Consider the following 16,757-nt stretch of genomic DNA (forward strand, 5'->3'; position numbering starts at 1 on the left):
AAGTCGGGCCGAAAAGGCCCGATACTCTTATTATCTGCCATTTAACAGGTTGTCCCCACATGTACGAACAGGATTCGCTTAGCGCACTGGATGCCATTACTGAAGCACAACGTATCGCCTTTGCCCCTATGCTTTTTCAAACCGCGTTGTGTCTGCGAAATGCGGGAGTACTCACCTGGCTAGACAAGCAAGGTAAACGCGGCGCCACGCTCGACGAAATTACCGAAAACAGCACCATCAACGAATATGCCGCCAGCATCCTGTTGGATATGGGGTTAAGTGGGCGAATCATTACCCACAAAGAAGGATATTATTACCTCGCTAAAGTCGGTCATTTTCTTTTACATGACACGATGACGCGCGTGAATATGGACTTCACTCAGGATGTTTGCTACCAAGGATTGTTCTATCTTGAAAATGCGTTGAAAGATGGAAAACCCGCGGGACTAAAAATTTTTGGCGACTGGCCAACAATCTATCCTGCGCTATCACAATTACCGCTGGCTGCGCGTGAAAGTTGGTTTGCTTTTGATCATTACTATTCAGATGGCGCATTTGATGCCGCATTGCCATATGTATTCGCCAGCGCCCCTGCAACCCTGTACGATGTCGGCGGAAATACCGGAAAATGGGCATTACGTTGTTGTCAACATGATGACAATATTACAGTCACCCTCTTAGATTTGCCGCAACAAATTGCACTTGCCCGCGAAAATATAGAAAATGCAGGATTATCTCATCGCATAAATTTCCATGCTGTGGATATGCTTAGCGACTCGCCTTTACCTGGCGGCGCTGATATCTGGTGGATGAGTCAATTCCTGGACTGTTTTTCCCCGGAACAAATTATCGCTATGCTAAGCAACGTTGCTCGGGTGATGAAGCCAGGCGCGAAGCTGTGCATTATGGAGCTGTTTTGGGATGCCCAAAAATTTGAGGCGGCCTCATTTAGCCTGAATGCGTCTTCGCTTTATTTTACCTGTATGGCGAATGGCAACAGCCGTTTCTACAGCGTAGAGAAGTTTTATCACTATCTGAATCAGGCAGGTTTTCAGGTAGATGAACGCCACGATAACTTAGGTGTTGGGCATACTTTATTGATATGTCAGAAGAAAAAATAAGAAACAATCGGAACAACCGATTTACCGCGGATACGCGTTGATGAAATTTGCTTTCAATATTATCGACTGGCAGGCCAGGGCGCCTGGGTTAAGCGAAACAGAACAGTGGCATGAATGGTCACGGCTTTCGCACGCCATCGATCCCACCGCGCCGTTGGCTAAGCTCAATGAGTTACCGATGATGACAGCTCGCCGCCTCAGTTCCGGCAGCAAACTGGCCGTCGATTGCGGTCTGGCGATGTTACGTCGTCATGATATCAATGCCGTTTTGTATACCAGCCGCCATGGTGAACTGGAGCGTAACTACAGGATCCTGCACGCTCTCGCGACTGAGCAGGCACTCTCACCGACCGATTTCGCCCTCTCTGTCCATAACTCTGCTGTGGGTAACCTGACCATCGCCGCGAAAAAACCGATTGTCTCCTCCTCGCTTTCTGCTGGCAGGGATACATTCCAGCAGGGGTTATGCGAAGTCATCGGGCTGTTGCAGGCGGGATATCAGCGCGTATTGATGGTCGATTTCGACGGTTTTCTGCCCGAGTTTTATCACCCACAGTTACCACCAGACATGCCAACATGGCCGTTTGCCGTCGCGCTGGTTATTGAATCCGGTGATAGCTGGCAATGTGAAACCCGTCCACACAGCGCACAGAGCGAGACAACATTGCCGCAAAGCCTGTTGTTTTTACAACATTACTTACAAGATGCCAGGGCGTTTACCCTGCCTGGCGAACGCGTACAGTGGCAGTGGAGTCAGGGATGAGCACGATGATCCTGCGGCTTAACCGGGTATGGCGACTGGTGATGACCGGTTTTTGCTTTGCCCTGTTTGGCCTCGGCGGGCTCCTCCTGTCTACGATTTGGTTTAACGTCCTGCTGATCGCGGTATGGGATAAAGCCCGACGTCGGCGTATCGCCAGACGCAGTATCGCTGCCAGTTTTCGTCTCTTCTTAACCGTGGCGAAGCGGCTAGGCGTGCTGGATTACCAAATTGAAGGACGAGACATTTTACGCAACGAACAAGGGTGTCTTGTCGTCGCCAACCACCCGACGCTCATCGACTATGTCCTACTGGCCTCGGTCATGCCAGAAACCGACTGTCTGGTGAAAAGTGCACTACTAAAAAATCCTTTTCTCGGCGGCGTAGTCCGGGCCGCAGATTATCTGATTAACAGCCAGGCTGATGCGCTATTGCCCGCTTGCCAGCAACGTCTGGAGCAAGGCGATACCATTTTAATTTTCCCCGAGGGAACCCGTACACGCCCCGGAGAAGCAATGACGTTACAGCGTGGTGCAGCAAATATCGCCGTGCGCTGCAGCAGTGATTTACGCATAGTGACTATTAACTGCAGCGAACAAATGCTGGATAAAGAAAGCCAATGGTACAACGTCCCATCTGTAAAACCGATGTTTACCATTTCAGTACACGAACGGGTTAAGATCGACCAATTTTACGACGCAAACTCACAAGAACCGGCGCTGGCCGCAAGGCAGTTGAACCGGCATCTTTTGCTTCAATTACAACCAGGTACTTTACCTCTTTCAGGAATTAATGATGCAAGCGCTTTATCTTGAAATCAAAAATCTCATTATAACGACATTGAATCTCGACGAACTGACAGCTGATGATATTGAAACCGAAGCGGCACTCTTTGGCGATGGCTTAGGTCTGGACTCAATCGATGCCCTGGAGCTGGGTCTGGCGGTGAAAAACGAGTATGGCGTGATCCTCTCAGCAGAGAGCGAAGAAATGCGTCAGCACTTCTTCTCCGTCGCCACGCTGGCATCTTTCATTCACGCGCAACGTGCCTGAGGATAGTCCGTTATGACCGAACAAAAAGCCATTTACGCTGAAGTTTCCTCGCTGCTGGTCAAGCTGTTTGAAGTTGATCCGCAAGATATCAAGCCTGAGGCGCGCCTGTACGAAGATTTGGAACTCGATAGCATCGATGCCGTCGACATGATCGTGCATCTGCAAAAGAAAACCGGTAAGAAAATCAAGCCGGAAGAGTTCAAAGCAGTACGCACCGTACAAGATGTCGTCGATGCGGTAGAACGCCTTCTCAAAGAAGCGTAATTCTCCGTGTCGGGCACACGCTCGTTGCCAGTCGTACAACTGCTGACAGGTCTACTGTTGCTGGCCTGGCCGTTTTTGATCTGGTTTGGCCTGGCGCATAACAGTCTGCACTGGTTGCTACCGTTGATGGCGCTACTCCTTTTTTTACGCTTTCGCCAGACCCGGCGACAGGCGGGGCCGCTGCGCGTCGTGACACAGGTAGTGGCGGTCGCGGGTATAACCTTGTGCATTGCCAGTTATCTGCTCAAAACGCACCAGCTGCTGCTGTTTTATCCGGTAGTGGTAAACGCCGTTATGCTGTCGGTTTTTGGTGGATCGTTATGGTCAGCAATGCCCATTGTTGAACGTCTGGCACGACTGCGCGACCCAAATCTGCCCGATGCGGGCGTGCGCTACACGCGCCGTGTGACACAAATCTGGTGCGCCTTTTTCATCATCAATGGCAGCGTTGCGCTCTTTACCGCACTGAATGGCGATATGACCCTGTGGACCACCTGGAACGGCATGGTTTCCTATCTGCTAATGGGAACATTGATGGTAGGCGAGTGGTTAATTCGCCAACTGGTGATAAAACGAGATACCCAATGAAGCAGCCCCTCACACTCGCTCAATGGCTCTGTGCCCCACGTCCGGACGACGTTCCTGTTGCGTGGCAGGAAGAGCATACCTGGACGCTTGGCCATCTGCGCCATGATGTGGCCCATTTGATAGCATATCTGCGACAGCAGGAAGGTGAACGCTGGGCATTGTGCTTCGAGAACAGCTATTTATTCATCGTCGCACTGCTGGCAACACTCCATGCCGGCAAAACACCGGTGATCCCAGGACATTGTCGCGTTTCGTTGTTAAACGAGCAGCACTTGCTGTTTGACGGCGTACTGAGCGATAAAGCGATGGACTGGCAGGGAACGCTGCGGGTGGTCAGCTCCGCCATGACATCCGTGGCTCACGACATCACGTTCCCGGCAATACGCAGTGACGCCTTTGTGGAGCTATTCACTTCCGGTTCGACCGGCCAGCCGAAACGCGTGATCAAACCGATCGCTCGTCTGGATAGCGAAGCGGCATTGCTCGCTACACGCTTTGCCGATCGTCTGGCAGGTTGCCGGGTGGTCGCGTCAGTGGTACCGCAACATCTGTATGGCCTGACATTCCGTATTTTTTTGCCGATGGCCTTAGGCCTGCCGCTGCACGCGGCGATGCTTTGGTATGCCGAACAACTGGCGGCGCTGAGCGCTGAGCATCGGTATGCGTTTATCAGCAGCCCGGCGTTTCTGAAACGCCTCGACCACAACCTGACACCGCCGCCGGTAGAACTGATTCTGTCTGCGGGCGGTATGCTGCCCTGGCAGGACGTCACGCAGGCTGCTGACTGGCTTAATGTCTGGCCCGATGAGATCTACGGCAGCACTGAAACCGGGATCCTTGCGTGGCGCTATCGCCATCAGGATGATGTGGCATGGCTGCCTTTTCCCGGCGTCAGATTCCAGCCAGAAGACGACGCATTTCGTGTGTTTTCACCGCTAATTAACGCTGATGATGGCCTGTTACTCGATGATGTTCTGCAGTTTATCGAAAACGGACAGTTCCGCCTGATGGGCAGACGCGGGCGGGTGGTCAAAATTGAAGAGAAACGCATTTCACTCAGCGAAGTGGAGCAACGTTTACTGGCACTGGATGGTATCTGTGAAGTCGCGGCATTGCCGGTCTCACGTGGAGGACGTCAGGGCGTTGGCGTCCTGCTGGTACTGAATGACGAAGCCCGGCAACGCTGGCTTGAGTGCGGTGGTAAACCGCAAGAACTGACCTGGCGACGTTCGCTGCTGCCCTGGCTGGAGCCTGTCGCGGTTCCCCGCTACTGGCGGGTGATTGATGAGATTCCGGTCAACAGTATGAACAAGCGTGTCTATGCGCAATTACAGGAGTTATTTCATGAAACCCCATGAAATCGAGCGCCATCAGGCACTGCCTCATCAGGCTGAGATTGTTTTACAACTCGACCCGTCTCTATTTTGGTTCAGCGGGCATTTTAGCGTGCAGCCACTGCTGCCGGGCGTTGCACAGCTGAACTGGGCGATGGATTACGCCACCACGCTGCTGGTCCCAGGCTGGCGTTTTCACAGTATTCAAAACGTGAAGTTCCAGTCACCGCTATTGCCAGAGGCCACCGTCACCCTGAGTCTGAGCTGGCAGGAAGCGCGTCAGATGCTCTCTTTTAGCTACCAGCGCCACGACGGTGACGTGCGCCATACCGCCAGCAGCGGGAAGATTCGGTTATGCCGCTGACCTTTTCCCCGTGCGTGTTGATTCCCTGCTACAACCACGGCGCGATGATGTCAGACGTGTTGGATCGTCTTCGGCCGTTCAATCTCCCCTGCATTGTGGTGGACGATGGCAGCGACGAGACTACACGAGATGAACTAGCACGCCTGGCGGCAGAATACAGCAATCTGACGTTAATTCGCCTGCCCATCAACGCAGGCAAAGGCGCAGCGGTTATTCGCGGAATGCAGACGGCGGCAGATGCCGGGTTCAGTCATGCCGTGCAGGTCGATGCCGACGGGCAACATGCCATTGAAGATATTCCCAGGCTGCTTGCATTGGCAAAAGAACATCCGACAGCACTGATTTCCGGACAACCGATTTACGATGATTCGGTTCCTCGCTCGCGCCTGTACGGTCGTTGGGTAACCCATATCTGGGTGTGGATAGAAACGCTCTCGTTGCAACTCAAAGACAGTATGTGCGGCTTCCGGGTATATCCGGTGGCCCCTACACTGCAACTTGCACAGCGCGTAACGCTCGGCAAACGGATGGATTTTGATACTGAAGTGATGGTGCGCCTCTACTGGCAAGGCAACACCAGCTATTTTATCCCTACGCGAGTCACCTATCCGCAGGACGGGCTATCCCATTTCGACGCGCTTAAAGACAATTTGCACATTTCATTGATGCACACTCGCCTGTTCTTTGGCATGTTGCCACGCATCCCCTCCCTGCTTTGTCGTCGTTCATCGACACACTGGGCGCAGCAACAGGAAGTCAAAGGGTTGTGGGGAATGCGCCTGATGCTACTGGTCTGGCGTGTACTGGGTCGCAAAGCCTTCTCCCTGCTGCTGTATCCTGTCGTCGGCGTATACTGGCTCAGCGCTTCAACTGCCCGAAAAGCCTCTCAACGCTGGATTAGCCGCGTAAGGGCGCAACTGATCACACGGAGGATGCCAGTACCGCCAAACCTGACCAGTTATCAGCATTTCCTGCGTTTTGGCGGCGCGATGCTGGATAAGATTGCCAGCTGGCGCGGTGAGCTGCACTTCGGTCGCGATGTGATTTTTGCACCAGGTGCAGAAACGACGCTGAATATCAGCGATCCTCGGGGAAAACTGCTACTGGCTTCACATCTTGGCGATGTCGAGGCCTGTCGGGCACTGGCCCAGCTACAGGGCAGTAAAACAATCAATGCGCTGGTATTTAGCGATAACGCCCAACGCTTTAAACAAATCATGCAAGAGATGGCCCCGCAGGCTGGATTAAATCTGCTCCCGGTGAACAGTATTGGTCCAGATACTGCCATTCTGCTCAAAGAGAAACTGGAGCGCGGTGAATGGGTAGCCATCGTAGGCGATCGCATCGCAGTCAATCCCCAACGCGGCGGCGAGTGGCGCGTGTGCTGGAGCCGCTTTATGGGGCAAAACGCGCCATTCCCTCAGGGCCCGTTTATTCTCGCGTCTATTTTACGCTGCCCTGTAGATCTGATTTTTGCCCTGCGCCAGCAGGAGAAACTCCACATCTACTGCGAACCGTTTGCCGACCCACTGCTCTTACCGCGCGCCACACGACAACAGGCATTACAGAATACTGTCGATCTCTACGCCGAACGCCTTGAGCACTATGCGCTTCAGTCGCCCCTCGACTGGTTTAACTTTTTCGATTTCTGGCAACTGCCGGATACCAATGACAAGGAGTAAAGGGTGCTTAACGATCCCCGCTTTACGGCTGAAGTCGAGCTAACTATTCCGTTTCACGACGTCGATATGATGGGCGTAGCGTGGCATGGTAACTACTTCCGTTACTTCGAGATTGCCCGTGAGGCACTGCTGAACCAATTCGATTATGGCTATCGGCAGATGAAAGAATCTGGCTATCTGTGGCCCGTGGTCGACACTCGGGTGAAGTATCGCAATGCGCTGACTTTCGAGCAGCGTATCCGTGTACGCGCCCAAATTAAAGAGTACGAAAATCGCCTGCGTATCGGCTACGAAATTTTTGATGCCGAAACAGGTAAACGCGCCACAACAGGCTACACCATCCAGGTCGCCGTCGACGAAAAAAGCCGTGAACTGTGCTTTGTCAGCCCGGATATTCTGTTTGAACGGATGGGAGTGACACCATGAAATTATGGCCATTGCTCGTGCTGCTCGTCAGCCCTTTCGTCAGTGCCCTGACGCTCGACTCCCTACAACAGCGTTTTACCGAACAACCGGTGGTTCGCGCCCACTTCGATCAAACCCGGACGATAAAGGATCTGCCGCAGCCGCTGCGATCTCAGGGCAAGATGTTGATCGCCCGCGACCAGGGGTTGCTGTGGGATCAAACCTCCCCGTTCCCGATGCAGCTGCTGCTGGACGACAAACGGATGGTTCAGGCAATTAACGGTCAACCACCGCAGACCATTACCGCTGAGAATAACCCGCAAATGTTCCAGTTTAATCATCTGCTACGGGCGTTATTCCAGGCGGATCGTAAAGTGCTGGAACAAAACTTCCGCGTGGAGTTTGCAGACTTAGGAGAAGGTCGCTGGACGCTACGCCTGACGCCAATCACCACACCGCTGGATAAGATTTTTGCGACGATTGATTTAGCCGGAAAGACTTACCTGGAGAGCATTCATCTCAACGATAAGCAGGGGGATCGCACCGATATCGCGCTTTCCCAACACCAACTAACGCCAGCGCAACTGACCGATGACGAACGCCAACGCTTTGCCGCCCAGTAAACGCCCCGCGCTGTTATGGGGAGTCGTCTGCCTGCTTCTGCTGGGCATCTTTCTGACGTTGCTACCTCAGGCCCGCCTTAACAGCAGCGTGCTGGCCATGTTGCCAAAGCAGACGCTGGGCGCTATACCTCCGGATCTGAACGAGGGATTTATGCAGCGCCTTGACCGTCAGGTGGTCTGGCTGGTGAGTCCCGGTAAGCAACCGGACCCAGCGATAGCCCGGGACTGGCTGACTTTACTGCAAAAATCGCACGCGCTAGCCCAGGTAAAAGGTCCAATGGATGCCGACAGCCAGCAGGCCTGGGGGGCATTCTTCTGGCAACATCGTAACGGACTGATAGATAACGAGACCCGCGCCCGGCTGCAAAACGGCGGCGAAGCACAGGGCCAGTGGATCCTGTCCCAACTTTACTCCGCATTCTCCGGCGTCAGTGGCAAAGAGCTACAAAACGATCCCTTCATGCTGATGCGAGGCTCGCAGCTGGCCATGGCCAAAACCGGGCAGCGTCTGCGCCTGATGGACGGCTGGCTTGTCACCCAGGATGAGCAAGGCAACTATTGGTATCTGTTACATGGCGAGTTGACCGGCTCATCGTTTGATATGCAACAGACGCATCAATTGGTCACCACGCTGAATACGCTGGAAGGTGAGCTCAAAGCCCACTATCCACAGGCTCAACTGCTGTCTCGCGGGACGCTGTTCTATAGCGATTACGCCAGCCAGCAGGCGAAACAAGATATCTCTACCCTCGGCATAGCCACTGTGCTCGGGGTGATCCTGCTCATCGTGGCTGTATTTCGTTCGCTGCGTCCGCTGCTGCTGTGCCTGATTTCGATTGGCATTGGTGCGCTGGCGGGGACCGTCGTCACGCTGCTGATTTTTGGCGAGCTCCATCTGATGACGCTGGTGATGAGCATGAGCATCATCGGTATTTCCGCCGACTATACGCTCTACTATTTGACCGAACGGATGGTGCACGGTGCGGAAACATCGCCATGGCAAAGCCTTGCCAAAGTGCGCAATGCCCTGCTCCTGGCTCTACTCACCACCGTAGCGGCTTATCTGATTATGATGCTGGCCCCCTTCCCCGGTATTCGCCAGATGGCGGTATTCGCGGCGGTAGGTCTGAGCGCCTCCTGCCTGACGGTCATTTTCTGGCACCCGTGGTTGTGTCGTCGGTTGCCGGTACGCCCGGTGCCGGCAATGGTACTCATGCTACGCTGGCTTGCTGCATGGCGGCGGAATAAGAAATTATCCGTTGGCCTGCCGGTGGCGCTGGCGTTGTTCTCGTTGGCAGGTATGGCGACGCTACGCGTAGACGATGATATCTCCCAGTTACAGGCGCTGCCGCAGGAAATTCTTGCTCAGGAAAAAGCGATTACCGCCCTGACCGGGCAAAGCGTCGACCAGAAGTGGTTTGTGGTGTACGGCAAATCCGCTCAGCAAACGCTGGAGCGGCTGGAAACCTTTATCCCCGCGCTGGAACAGGCAAAAAAAGACGGGTTACTCAGCGGATATCGCACCATTCCGCTCAATTCACTCGCCCGGCAACAGCAGGATCTGTCTCTGCTAAAAGATGCCGCGCCCGCCATCACGAAAGCCTTAAACAACGCCGGTCTGGCAACGGTGAACCCCGATCTTAGCGCCATGCCCGTAACCGTCGATGCCTGGCTTGCCAGCCCGGCCAGTGAAGGCTGGCGCTTGCTATGGTTGTCTCTGGCTGATGGCGAAAGCAGCGTACTGGTTCCCGTTGAAGGGGTGAAACAAAGTGATGCTTTAAATACGCTCAGCGCGAAATATTCCGGCGTGGCGTGGGTGGATCGTAAGAGCAGCTTTGACAACCTGTTTGCCCTTTATCGCCATATTCTGACCGGTCTGCTGTGCATTGCGCTGGCGGTGATTGCCTGTGGCGCCGTCATTCGGCTTGGCTGGCGTAAGGGCTTAATTAGCCTGGTCCCCTCAGTGCTGTCTTTAGGTTGCGGTCTGGCGGTACTGGCCCTGAGCGGTCATGCGCTCAACCTGTTCTCGCTGCTGGCACTGGTGCTGGTACTGGGAATTGGCATTAACTACACGCTGTTTTTTAGTAATCCACGCGGTACGCCACTGACATCGCTGCTGGCTATCACGCTGGCGATGATGACCACGCTCCTGACGCTCGGCATGCTGGTCTTTAGCGCCACTCAGGCAATCAGCAGTTTTGGCATTGTGCTAGTGAGCGGTATTTTCACCGCCTTCCTGCTGTCACCGCTGGCTATGCCAGGAAAAAAAGAGAAAAAAAGAAGATGATTAAACAGACATTCTGGCGTACCGCTGCGCTTGTCGCCACGTTGCTGCTGGCCGGTTGCAGCCACTCGCAGCCGGAACAGAAAGGCCGCCCGCAAGCCTGGTTAGAGCCGGGGACTCGTGTAACGCTACCTGCCCCGGGGATTTCTCCCGCGGTGAATTCACAACAGCTACTAACCGGAAGTTTCAACGGCAAAACTCAGTCACTGTTGGTCATGCTCAATGCTGATGACAAGAAAATCACACTTGCCGGGCTGTCATCAGTCGGCATTCGCCTGTTCCTCGTGACTTACGATGAAAAAGGACTGCACACCGAGCAATCGATCATCGTTCCACAATTGCCGCCAGCCAGCCAGGTGCTGGCTGACGTGATGCTCAGTCACTGGCCGATTAGCGCCTGGCAACCGCAATTACCCACAGGCTGGACGCTCGTCGATACGGGTGACACGCGTAAGCTGCGCAATGCCCGCGGCAAAGTGGTCACGGAAATCACGTATCTGAATCGAAAAGGAAAACGCGAACCGATCAGCATTGAACAGCACGTTTTTAAATACCACATCACCATTCAATACTTGGGTGACTGAGATGATCTACATTTCTGCCGTTGGCATGATTAATGCGTTGGGCAATAACACTGATGAAATCGCAGCCAACCTCACTCGTGGCGTAGCGCCGGGAATGCGCCCGCGCACGGGCTGGCTGCAAGGACACCCATCCGCAGTGTTAGCAGGCGTTGACGGTGAGCTGCCCGCTATTCCTCAGCACTTTATCGCTCATCGTTCGCGCAACAACCAGCTATTGCTGGCAGCACTGATGCAAATCCAGCCACAGGTGGACGACGCTATCGCCAGATTTGGTCGCGATCGTATTGCTGTTGTTCTCGGCACCAGCACCTCCGGTCTGGATGAGGGTGACGTTCACGTAGATTTGATGCTCAACGGCAAAGAGAGCACTGACTGGCGCTATCCGCAACAGGAACTGGGCGATCCGTCGCGTTTTCTTAGCCACTGGCTGGCGCTGGATGGCCCGGCCTTTACGCTCTCAACCGCCTGCTCGTCCAGTGCAAGGGCTATCATGAGCGGACGTCGTTTGATCGAATCAGGTCTGGTCGATATCGCCATTGTCGGCGGTGCGGATACGCTAAGCCGAATGCCAATCAACGGATTCCACAGTCTGGAATCACTCTCCCCAACGCTGTGTCAGCCGTTTGGCCGCGACCGTTGTGGGATCACCATTGGCGAAGGCGCCGCATTGATGGTATTAACCCGCGAGCCACAGCCTATCGCGCTCCTTGGCGTCGGCGAATCCAGCGACGCGTACCATATTTCGGCTCCCCATCCACAGGGGGAAGGTGCCATTCGCGCCATCGGCCAGGCGCTTAACGACGCAGGAATGACGCCGGAACACGTGGGCTATATCAATCTGCACGGAACCGCCACACCGTTAAATGATCAGATTGAGTCCAACGTCGTGAGCGCGCTATTTGGCGAAACGGTCCCGTGCAGTTCAACCAAACATCTGACCGGGCACACGCTGGGCGCTGCGGGGATCACCGAAGCAGCGATCAGTATGCTGATTCTGCAACGCGAACTGCCGCTGCCACCGCAGGATTTTAGCCAATCGCCACGCGATGAAACATTGCCAGCCTGCGGCATCATTGAACAGCCGCAGTCGCTGACTCGCCCGGTTATCTTGTCTAATTCGTTTGCCTTCGGTGGCAATAATGCCAGCATCCTGCTCGGGAGAACCTCATGAGCCACTTTTTACCACCGGGTGACTATTTACCGCATGATGCGCCGATGCTGCTTCTTGAAGAGGTCGTCAGTGTGGCGGACGAAACCGCCACCTGCCACGTGACAGTATCAGCAAACAGCGTACTGGCCCCTTTTCTCGACCCTGATGGCAATCTGCCTGGCTGGTTCGCACTAGAACTGATGGCGCAGACCATTGGCGTCTGGTCTGGCTGGCACCGCCAGCAACAAGGTCAGGCGAGTATTACGTTAGGCATGGTACTGGGCGCACGTGAGTTAGTCTGTGCTACAGGTGTTCTGCCTGCCGGGAAGAAGCTGAGCATCCACATCAAATTGCTGATGCAGGATGCACGATTCGGTAGCTTTGAATGTGCCGTCCAGGCAGACAACGAGACGCTGGCAACCGGTCGAGTCAACACCTTCCAGCCAACATCAGAAGAAATTAACACGCTATTTCAACAAGGAGCGTCCACATGAGCCGTTCAGTTTTAGTTACGGGTGCCAGCAAAGGTATCGGTCGCGCCATCGCCAGACAACTGGCCGCGGACGGTTTTGTGGTCGGCGTACACTATCATCGCGATGTGCAAGGAGCACAAGAAACGCTGGATGCTATCCTCGCCGCTGGCGGCGTAGGGCGCCTGTTGACATTTGACGTTGCCAATCGCGAGCAGTGCCGTGAAATACTGTCGCAAGATATTGAGGCAAACGGCGCATGGTACGGCATTGTCAGCAACGCTGGAGTCACTCGGGATGCCGCTTTCCCTGCGCTCAGTGATAACGACTGGGATTCGGTGATCCATACCAACCTCGACAGCTTTTACAACGTCATTCATCCGTGCATTATGCCGATGATCAGCGCACGCCAGGGGGGCCGTATCATCACACTGTCTTCGGTTTCGGGCGTGATGGGCAACCGCGGTCAGGTCAATTACAGTGCGGCAAAAGCCGGAATTATTGGTGCCACCAAAGCGCTGGCTATCGAACTGGCAAAACGCAAAATTACCGTAAACTGCATTGCGCCGGGACTCATTGATACCGGGATGATCGAGATGGAAGAAGCCGCATTGAAAGAGGCGATGTCGATGATTCCCATGAAACGAATAGGTCAGGCTGAAGAAGTCGCCGGGCTTGCCAGTTATTTAATGTCGGATGTGGCGGGCTATGTAACTCGCCAGGTGATTTCCATCAATGGAGGGATGTTATGACACGTCGTGTCGTGATTACAGGCATGGGCGGCGTCACCGCCTTTGGGGAAAACTGGCAGGCTGTCTCCGCCAGGTTATTGGCATATGAAAATGCGGTACGCAAAATGCCGGAGTGGCAGGTTTATGACGGACTGCACACACTGCTGGGAGCGCCGATCGACGACTTCACTCTGCCGGAACACTATACCCGCAAGCGAATTCGCGCCATGGGGCGCGTATCGCTGATGTCCACCCGCGCAACAGAGCTGGCGCTTGAGCAGGCCGGGCTGATTGGCGATCGGGTACTGACTAACGGTGAAACCGGGATCGCTTATGGTTCATCAACCGGTAGTACCGGTCCAGTGAGCGAGTTCGCGACCATGCTGACCGAGAAACACACCAATAACATCACTGGCACGACCTACGTGCAAATGATGCCGCATACCACTGCCGTTAACACCGGATTGTTTTTCGGTCTGCGTGGGCGCGTCATCCCGACATCGAGCGCCTGCACATCCGGTAGCCAGGCAATTGGTTACGCATGGGAAGCCATTCGACACGGTTATCAAACGGTGATGGTCGCCGGCGGTGCAGAAGAGCTGTGTCCTTCCGAAGCCGCCGTGTTTGATACGCTATTCGCGACCAGCCAGCGCAACGACGAACCGAAAACCACCCCCTCCCCGTTCGATGAAAAACGCGATGGTCTGGTCATCGGAGAAGGCGCAGGTACGCTAGTGCTGGAAGAGCTGGAACACGCTAAAGCGCGCGGAGCAACGATTTATGGTGAAATCGTTGGCTTTGCCACTAACTGCGATGCTGCCCATATCACCCAGCCGCAGCGCGAAACAATGCAGATTTGCATGGAAAAATCACTGAATATGGCAGGTATTAGTGCCCGGGATATCGGCTATATTTCAGCGCACGGAACCGCAACCGATCGTGGTGATGTTGCAGAAAGTCAGGCAACCTCTGCAATTTATGGTGATAATGTTCCGCTATCCTCGCTTAAAAGCTATTTTGGACATACCCTTGGCGCTTGTGGCGCACTAGAGGCCTGGATGAGTCTGCAAATGATGCGTGAAGGCTGGTTTGCGCCTACGCTAAATTTGAGTCAGCCAGATGCCAATTGTGGCGCGCTGGATTACATTATGGGTGAAGCCCGCAAGATTGATTGCGAGTTTTTGCAGAGCAACAACTTTGCGTTTGGCGGCATAAATACTTCTATCATCATTAAACGTTGGCCGTGATATGTACCGGATCGTTCTTGGGAAAGTTTCTGTTTTAAGCGCTGGCGCACTGCCTGCCGCACTGAGTGAGCAAGCGCCGCAAGGTGCTCGCCGTGCGCGCTGGCTGGCAGGTCGCGTGCTGCTTTCCCATGCCCTTTCGCCATTACCGGACATCGTCTATGGCGAGCAAGGAAAACCGGCCTTTTCTGCTGACACGCCGCTGTGGTTCAATCTCAGCCACAGCGGTGATGATATCGCCCTGCTGCTCAGCGACGAAGGGGAAGTCGGCTGCGATATTGAAGTCGTGCGCCCGCGCGATAACTGGCAAACGCTGGCAAATACGGTATTCAGTCTTGGTGAACATGCCGAAGTCGAGGCCGAACGCCCGGAGCAACAGCTGGCGGCGTTCTGGCGCATCTGGACGCGTAAAGAAGCTATCGTGAAACAGCGCGGCGGTAGCGCCTGGCAAATCGTCAGCGTCGACAGTACCGCGCTAACTTCCTCACTCTCCGTCAGCCAGTGCCAGCTCGATACCCTGAGCCTGGCGGTGTGCACCCCCACGCCGTTTACCCTAACCGCAGACGCCGTGCAGCGCCTGGAAGCCTTAGCGTAAATTTTCCGGGAAGTTTTTCGGCAGCTCGCTCGCCGCACAGGCAATAACGTCATCGTTGTTCGCGCCGCAGTCACGTACGAAAGTGATGGTCGCGAACTCATCAATCACCTCGGTGGGATACGCCGGGCCGGCATCGCGGTACGACATCATCAGCGGAATATGGTCATTCTGGAAGCAGACCGTTTTTTCCGGATTATTGATCACCCAGCGAGGGAAAAAGATGGTGCCGTGAAAGAGTTTGTCACCCAGGTTTACGATCAGGCTGACGTCGGTCCCGGTCGGTTCGGTCCACGAAATTTTATAAACGCTCTCCCCGACCCGCACAATATAGGCCCGCTGATCTTTCACCCAACGATTTCCCACAATACCGCTGTGAATGCGGTAATCCAGCGTAGTGTCGTTTTTCACGTAGATCTCGTAATTCCAGCCATTATCGTAGGTATAGACCAGATGTTTGCCGACAAATCCGCTCAAATCATGTTTATCAAACGCGCTCATATTCGTTCTCCTCTTACTTGATGTGAGGATCTTAACGCTTCAAAAATTGGATGAATAACGCTATGTTTGCATCAAATTCATTCAATTATTAGATGAGTTATGCACAAAACAACCCTCGAGCAGTGGGCCCTATTGGAGAAAGTGGTGGAGCTGGGCAGCTTTGCTAAAGCGGCGGAAGAGACCAACCGTAGCCAGTCTTCGGTAAGCTACAATCTGGCACTGTTACAGGAGCGACTTGGCGTAACGCTGCTGACCCCGGAAGGCCGCAGGGCTGTCCTGACCCCGGCCGGAGAGCTATTGCTCAATCAGGTCAAACCGTTACTGAAGGCCTTTTTATGGGTGGAAACCCGGGCCGCAACGTTACAAAACGGTACGCGAACGCGGCTGGATTTGATGGTAGATAGCATCTTCCCACGCAAACGCCTGTTCGCCATTCTCAAACAGTTTCAGCAGGCCTGGCCGCAAACGCAGGTGCGTCTGACCGAAGTCCTGGAGAATGGTGATGCTCGACTGGCAGCACATGCCGATGCGGACGTAATGGTCCTGACCCGGCGTCAGGATGTCACCGGACGCGGCGAATGGCTGATGAATATTGACTTCGTGGCCGTGGCCCACCGCGATCACCCACTCTGCATGCTGGATGCACCGCTGAATGAAGACGCATTACGCGCCTGGCCGCTGATTCGCATTGCCGATCGCGATAACCCACAACAACCGGCGCGTGCTGCCTGGACCTTCTCGACCATTGATGCCGCGATTGATGCGGTGATGTATCAGGTCGGTTACGGCTGGCTGCCTGAGGAACGTATTCAGACGCAGCTTGATCAGGGGCTTTTACGCCCACTGCCGTTAAGCCATGGTGCTCGCCGCGCCACGCCTTTGCATCTGATCGTTAAAGATACGCTTGCCCCGCTGGATGAACAGGTCAGTACTCTGCTGCGTTTATTGCGAGAACATTAACCTTTTCCCCGGATGCCGGACGTGTGTTACAAAATACGCTATTCCCC

20 protein-coding genes are annotated in these 16,757 nt (G+C 54.4%); 19 read left to right on the top strand and 1 reads right to left on the bottom strand.

Annotation, left to right across the window (positions count from 1 at the left end; genetic code table 11):
- Positions 1–59: 59 nt before the first annotated feature.
- Genes OGY37_RS20000 through acpT form a run of 18 tightly spaced genes read left to right on the top strand, consistent with a single transcriptional unit; the run spans position 60 to position 15,252 of the window.
- On the top strand, positions 60–1,121 hold the full coding sequence (locus OGY37_RS20000; RefSeq protein WP_198579423.1) for a class I SAM-dependent methyltransferase: 1,062 nt from the start codon (positions 60–62) through the stop codon (positions 1,119–1,121).
- A 40-nt stretch (positions 1,122–1,161) separates the two neighbouring features.
- A complete protein-coding gene (locus tag OGY37_RS20005) occupies positions 1,162–1,884 on the top strand; it encodes a beta-ketoacyl synthase chain length factor (RefSeq protein ID WP_003827539.1) in 723 nt (240 codons plus the stop codon).
- On the top strand, positions 1,881–2,696 hold the full coding sequence (locus OGY37_RS20010) for a lysophospholipid acyltransferase family protein (protein WP_003827538.1): 816 nt from the start codon (positions 1,881–1,883) through the stop codon (positions 2,694–2,696). Before OGY37_RS20005 ends, OGY37_RS20010 begins: the two co-directional genes overlap by 4 nt.
- Entirely contained in the window at positions 2,677–2,934 is a 258-nt protein-coding gene (locus tag OGY37_RS20015) for a phosphopantetheine-binding protein (RefSeq protein ID WP_003827537.1), read from the top strand. The genes OGY37_RS20010 and OGY37_RS20015 overlap by 20 nt, the downstream gene beginning before the upstream one ends.
- Positions 2,935–2,946: 12 nt before the next feature.
- Positions 2,947–3,198 (top strand): acyl carrier protein, encoded by a 252-nt coding sequence (locus OGY37_RS20020; protein WP_003827536.1) that lies wholly within the window; start codon positions 2,947–2,949, stop codon positions 3,196–3,198.
- A gap of 6 nt (positions 3,199–3,204) precedes the next feature.
- Positions 3,205–3,786 carry a COG4648 family protein gene (locus OGY37_RS20025; protein WP_003827535.1) on the top strand — a complete coding sequence of 194 codons (582 nt, stop codon included), beginning with the start codon at positions 3,205–3,207 and terminating at the stop codon, positions 3,784–3,786.
- Positions 3,783–5,144, top strand: coding sequence for an AMP-binding protein (locus OGY37_RS20030; RefSeq protein ID WP_148361359.1), 1,362 nt, complete (start codon positions 3,783–3,785; stop codon positions 5,142–5,144). Before OGY37_RS20025 ends, OGY37_RS20030 begins: the two co-directional genes overlap by 4 nt.
- Positions 5,131–5,484 (top strand): ApeI family dehydratase, encoded by a 354-nt coding sequence (locus OGY37_RS20035; protein ID WP_003827533.1) that lies wholly within the window; start codon positions 5,131–5,133, stop codon positions 5,482–5,484. Before OGY37_RS20030 ends, OGY37_RS20035 begins: the two co-directional genes overlap by 14 nt.
- Complete coding sequence (locus OGY37_RS20040) at positions 5,475–7,166, top strand: glycosyltransferase family 2 protein (RefSeq protein ID WP_286549293.1); 1,692 nt, start codon at positions 5,475–5,477, stop codon at positions 7,164–7,166. The genes OGY37_RS20035 and OGY37_RS20040 overlap by 10 nt, the downstream gene beginning before the upstream one ends.
- 3 nt (positions 7,167–7,169) lie before the next feature.
- Positions 7,170–7,592 (top strand): acyl-CoA thioesterase, encoded by a 423-nt coding sequence (locus OGY37_RS20045; RefSeq protein ID WP_003827529.1) that lies wholly within the window; start codon positions 7,170–7,172, stop codon positions 7,590–7,592.
- Positions 7,589–8,194 carry a LolA family protein gene (locus OGY37_RS20050; protein WP_003827526.1) on the top strand — a complete coding sequence of 202 codons (606 nt, stop codon included), beginning with the start codon at positions 7,589–7,591 and terminating at the stop codon, positions 8,192–8,194. Before OGY37_RS20045 ends, OGY37_RS20050 begins: the two co-directional genes overlap by 4 nt.
- The gene (locus OGY37_RS20055) at positions 8,163–10,481 is read left to right on the top strand and encodes an MMPL family transporter (RefSeq protein WP_286621672.1); all 2,319 of its coding nucleotides are present in this window, start codon (positions 8,163–8,165) and stop codon (positions 10,479–10,481) included. Before OGY37_RS20050 ends, OGY37_RS20055 begins: the two co-directional genes overlap by 32 nt.
- Positions 10,478–11,062 (top strand): DUF3261 domain-containing protein, encoded by a 585-nt coding sequence (locus tag OGY37_RS20060; protein ID WP_149280760.1) that lies wholly within the window; start codon positions 10,478–10,480, stop codon positions 11,060–11,062. The genes OGY37_RS20055 and OGY37_RS20060 overlap by 4 nt, the downstream gene beginning before the upstream one ends.
- 1 nt (position 11,063) lies before the next feature.
- Complete coding sequence (locus OGY37_RS20065) at positions 11,064–12,233, top strand: beta-ketoacyl-[acyl-carrier-protein] synthase family protein (protein WP_286621676.1); 1,170 nt, start codon at positions 11,064–11,066, stop codon at positions 12,231–12,233.
- Positions 12,230–12,706: a hotdog family protein gene (locus OGY37_RS20070; RefSeq protein WP_286621678.1), complete on the top strand. Its 477-nt coding sequence runs from the start codon at positions 12,230–12,232 to the stop codon at positions 12,704–12,706. The genes OGY37_RS20065 and OGY37_RS20070 overlap by 4 nt, the downstream gene beginning before the upstream one ends.
- Positions 12,703–13,434 (top strand): 3-ketoacyl-ACP reductase FabG2, encoded by a 732-nt coding sequence (locus OGY37_RS20075; RefSeq protein WP_003827518.1) that lies wholly within the window; start codon positions 12,703–12,705, stop codon positions 13,432–13,434. Before OGY37_RS20070 ends, OGY37_RS20075 begins: the two co-directional genes overlap by 4 nt.
- Positions 13,431–14,660 (top strand): beta-ketoacyl-ACP synthase, encoded by a 1,230-nt coding sequence (locus OGY37_RS20080; RefSeq protein WP_003827516.1) that lies wholly within the window; start codon positions 13,431–13,433, stop codon positions 14,658–14,660. The genes OGY37_RS20075 and OGY37_RS20080 overlap by 4 nt, the downstream gene beginning before the upstream one ends.
- A 1-nt stretch (position 14,661) precedes the next feature.
- Positions 14,662–15,252, top strand: a complete 591-nt coding sequence (gene acpT, locus OGY37_RS20085; RefSeq protein ID WP_003827514.1) for a 4'-phosphopantetheinyl transferase AcpT — start codon at positions 14,662–14,664, stop codon at positions 15,250–15,252.
- On the opposite strand, the gene OGY37_RS20090 is transcribed toward acpT, so the two are convergent.
- Positions 15,244–15,750: a phenolic acid decarboxylase gene (locus OGY37_RS20090; protein WP_008786388.1), complete on the bottom strand. Its 507-nt coding sequence runs from the start codon at positions 15,748–15,750 to the stop codon at positions 15,244–15,246. The genes acpT and OGY37_RS20090 overlap by 9 nt on opposite strands.
- A 99-nt stretch (positions 15,751–15,849) precedes the next feature.
- Here OGY37_RS20090 and OGY37_RS20095 point away from each other — a divergent pair, with 99 nt between their 5' ends.
- Entirely contained in the window at positions 15,850–16,710 is an 861-nt protein-coding gene (locus OGY37_RS20095) for a LysR family transcriptional regulator (RefSeq protein WP_191238039.1), read from the top strand.
- Positions 16,711–16,757: the final 47 nt, after the last annotated feature.

It is taken from the genome of Citrobacter sp. Cpo030, assembly GCF_030333005.1.
Classification (GTDB): Bacteria; Pseudomonadota; Gammaproteobacteria; order Enterobacterales; family Enterobacteriaceae; genus Citrobacter; species Citrobacter portucalensis.

What these genes read in the sequence shown, in the direction of transcription:
- OGY37_RS20080 (WP_003827516.1), top strand. Translation starts at nt 13,431, where the DNA reads ATGACACGTCGTGTCGTGATTACAGGCATGGGCGGCGTCACCGCCTTT.
- OGY37_RS20040 (WP_286549293.1), top strand. Translation starts at nt 5,475, where the DNA reads ATGCCGCTGACCTTTTCCCCGTGCGTGTTGATTCCCTGCTACAACCAC.
- acpT (WP_003827514.1), top strand. Translation starts at nt 14,662, where the DNA reads ATGTACCGGATCGTTCTTGGGAAAGTTTCTGTTTTAAGCGCTGGCGCA.
- OGY37_RS20070 (WP_286621678.1), top strand. Translation starts at nt 12,230, where the DNA reads ATGAGCCACTTTTTACCACCGGGTGACTATTTACCGCATGATGCGCCG.
- OGY37_RS20075 (WP_003827518.1), top strand. Translation starts at nt 12,703, where the DNA reads ATGAGCCGTTCAGTTTTAGTTACGGGTGCCAGCAAAGGTATCGGTCGC.
- OGY37_RS20015 (WP_003827537.1), top strand. Translation starts at nt 2,677, where the DNA reads ATGCAAGCGCTTTATCTTGAAATCAAAAATCTCATTATAACGACATTG.
- OGY37_RS20035 (WP_003827533.1), top strand. Translation starts at nt 5,131, where the DNA reads ATGAAACCCCATGAAATCGAGCGCCATCAGGCACTGCCTCATCAGGCT.
- OGY37_RS20005 (WP_003827539.1), top strand. Translation starts at nt 1,162, where the DNA reads ATGAAATTTGCTTTCAATATTATCGACTGGCAGGCCAGGGCGCCTGGG.
- OGY37_RS20090 (WP_008786388.1), bottom strand. Translation starts at nt 15,750, where the DNA reads ATGAGCGCGTTTGATAAACATGATTTGAGCGGATTTGTCGGCAAACAT.
- OGY37_RS20055 (WP_286621672.1), top strand. Translation starts at nt 8,163, where the DNA reads ATGACGAACGCCAACGCTTTGCCGCCCAGTAAACGCCCCGCGCTGTTA.
- OGY37_RS20000 (WP_198579423.1), top strand. Translation starts at nt 60, where the DNA reads ATGTACGAACAGGATTCGCTTAGCGCACTGGATGCCATTACTGAAGCA.
- OGY37_RS20010 (WP_003827538.1), top strand. Translation starts at nt 1,881, where the DNA reads ATGAGCACGATGATCCTGCGGCTTAACCGGGTATGGCGACTGGTGATG.
- OGY37_RS20060 (WP_149280760.1), top strand. Translation starts at nt 10,478, where the DNA reads ATGATTAAACAGACATTCTGGCGTACCGCTGCGCTTGTCGCCACGTTG.
- OGY37_RS20030 (WP_148361359.1), top strand. Translation starts at nt 3,783, where the DNA reads ATGAAGCAGCCCCTCACACTCGCTCAATGGCTCTGTGCCCCACGTCCG.
- OGY37_RS20020 (WP_003827536.1), top strand. Translation starts at nt 2,947, where the DNA reads ATGACCGAACAAAAAGCCATTTACGCTGAAGTTTCCTCGCTGCTGGTC.
- OGY37_RS20065 (WP_286621676.1), top strand. Translation starts at nt 11,064, where the DNA reads ATGATCTACATTTCTGCCGTTGGCATGATTAATGCGTTGGGCAATAAC.
- OGY37_RS20095 (WP_191238039.1), top strand. Translation starts at nt 15,850, where the DNA reads ATGCACAAAACAACCCTCGAGCAGTGGGCCCTATTGGAGAAAGTGGTG.
- OGY37_RS20050 (WP_003827526.1), top strand. Translation starts at nt 7,589, where the DNA reads ATGAAATTATGGCCATTGCTCGTGCTGCTCGTCAGCCCTTTCGTCAGT.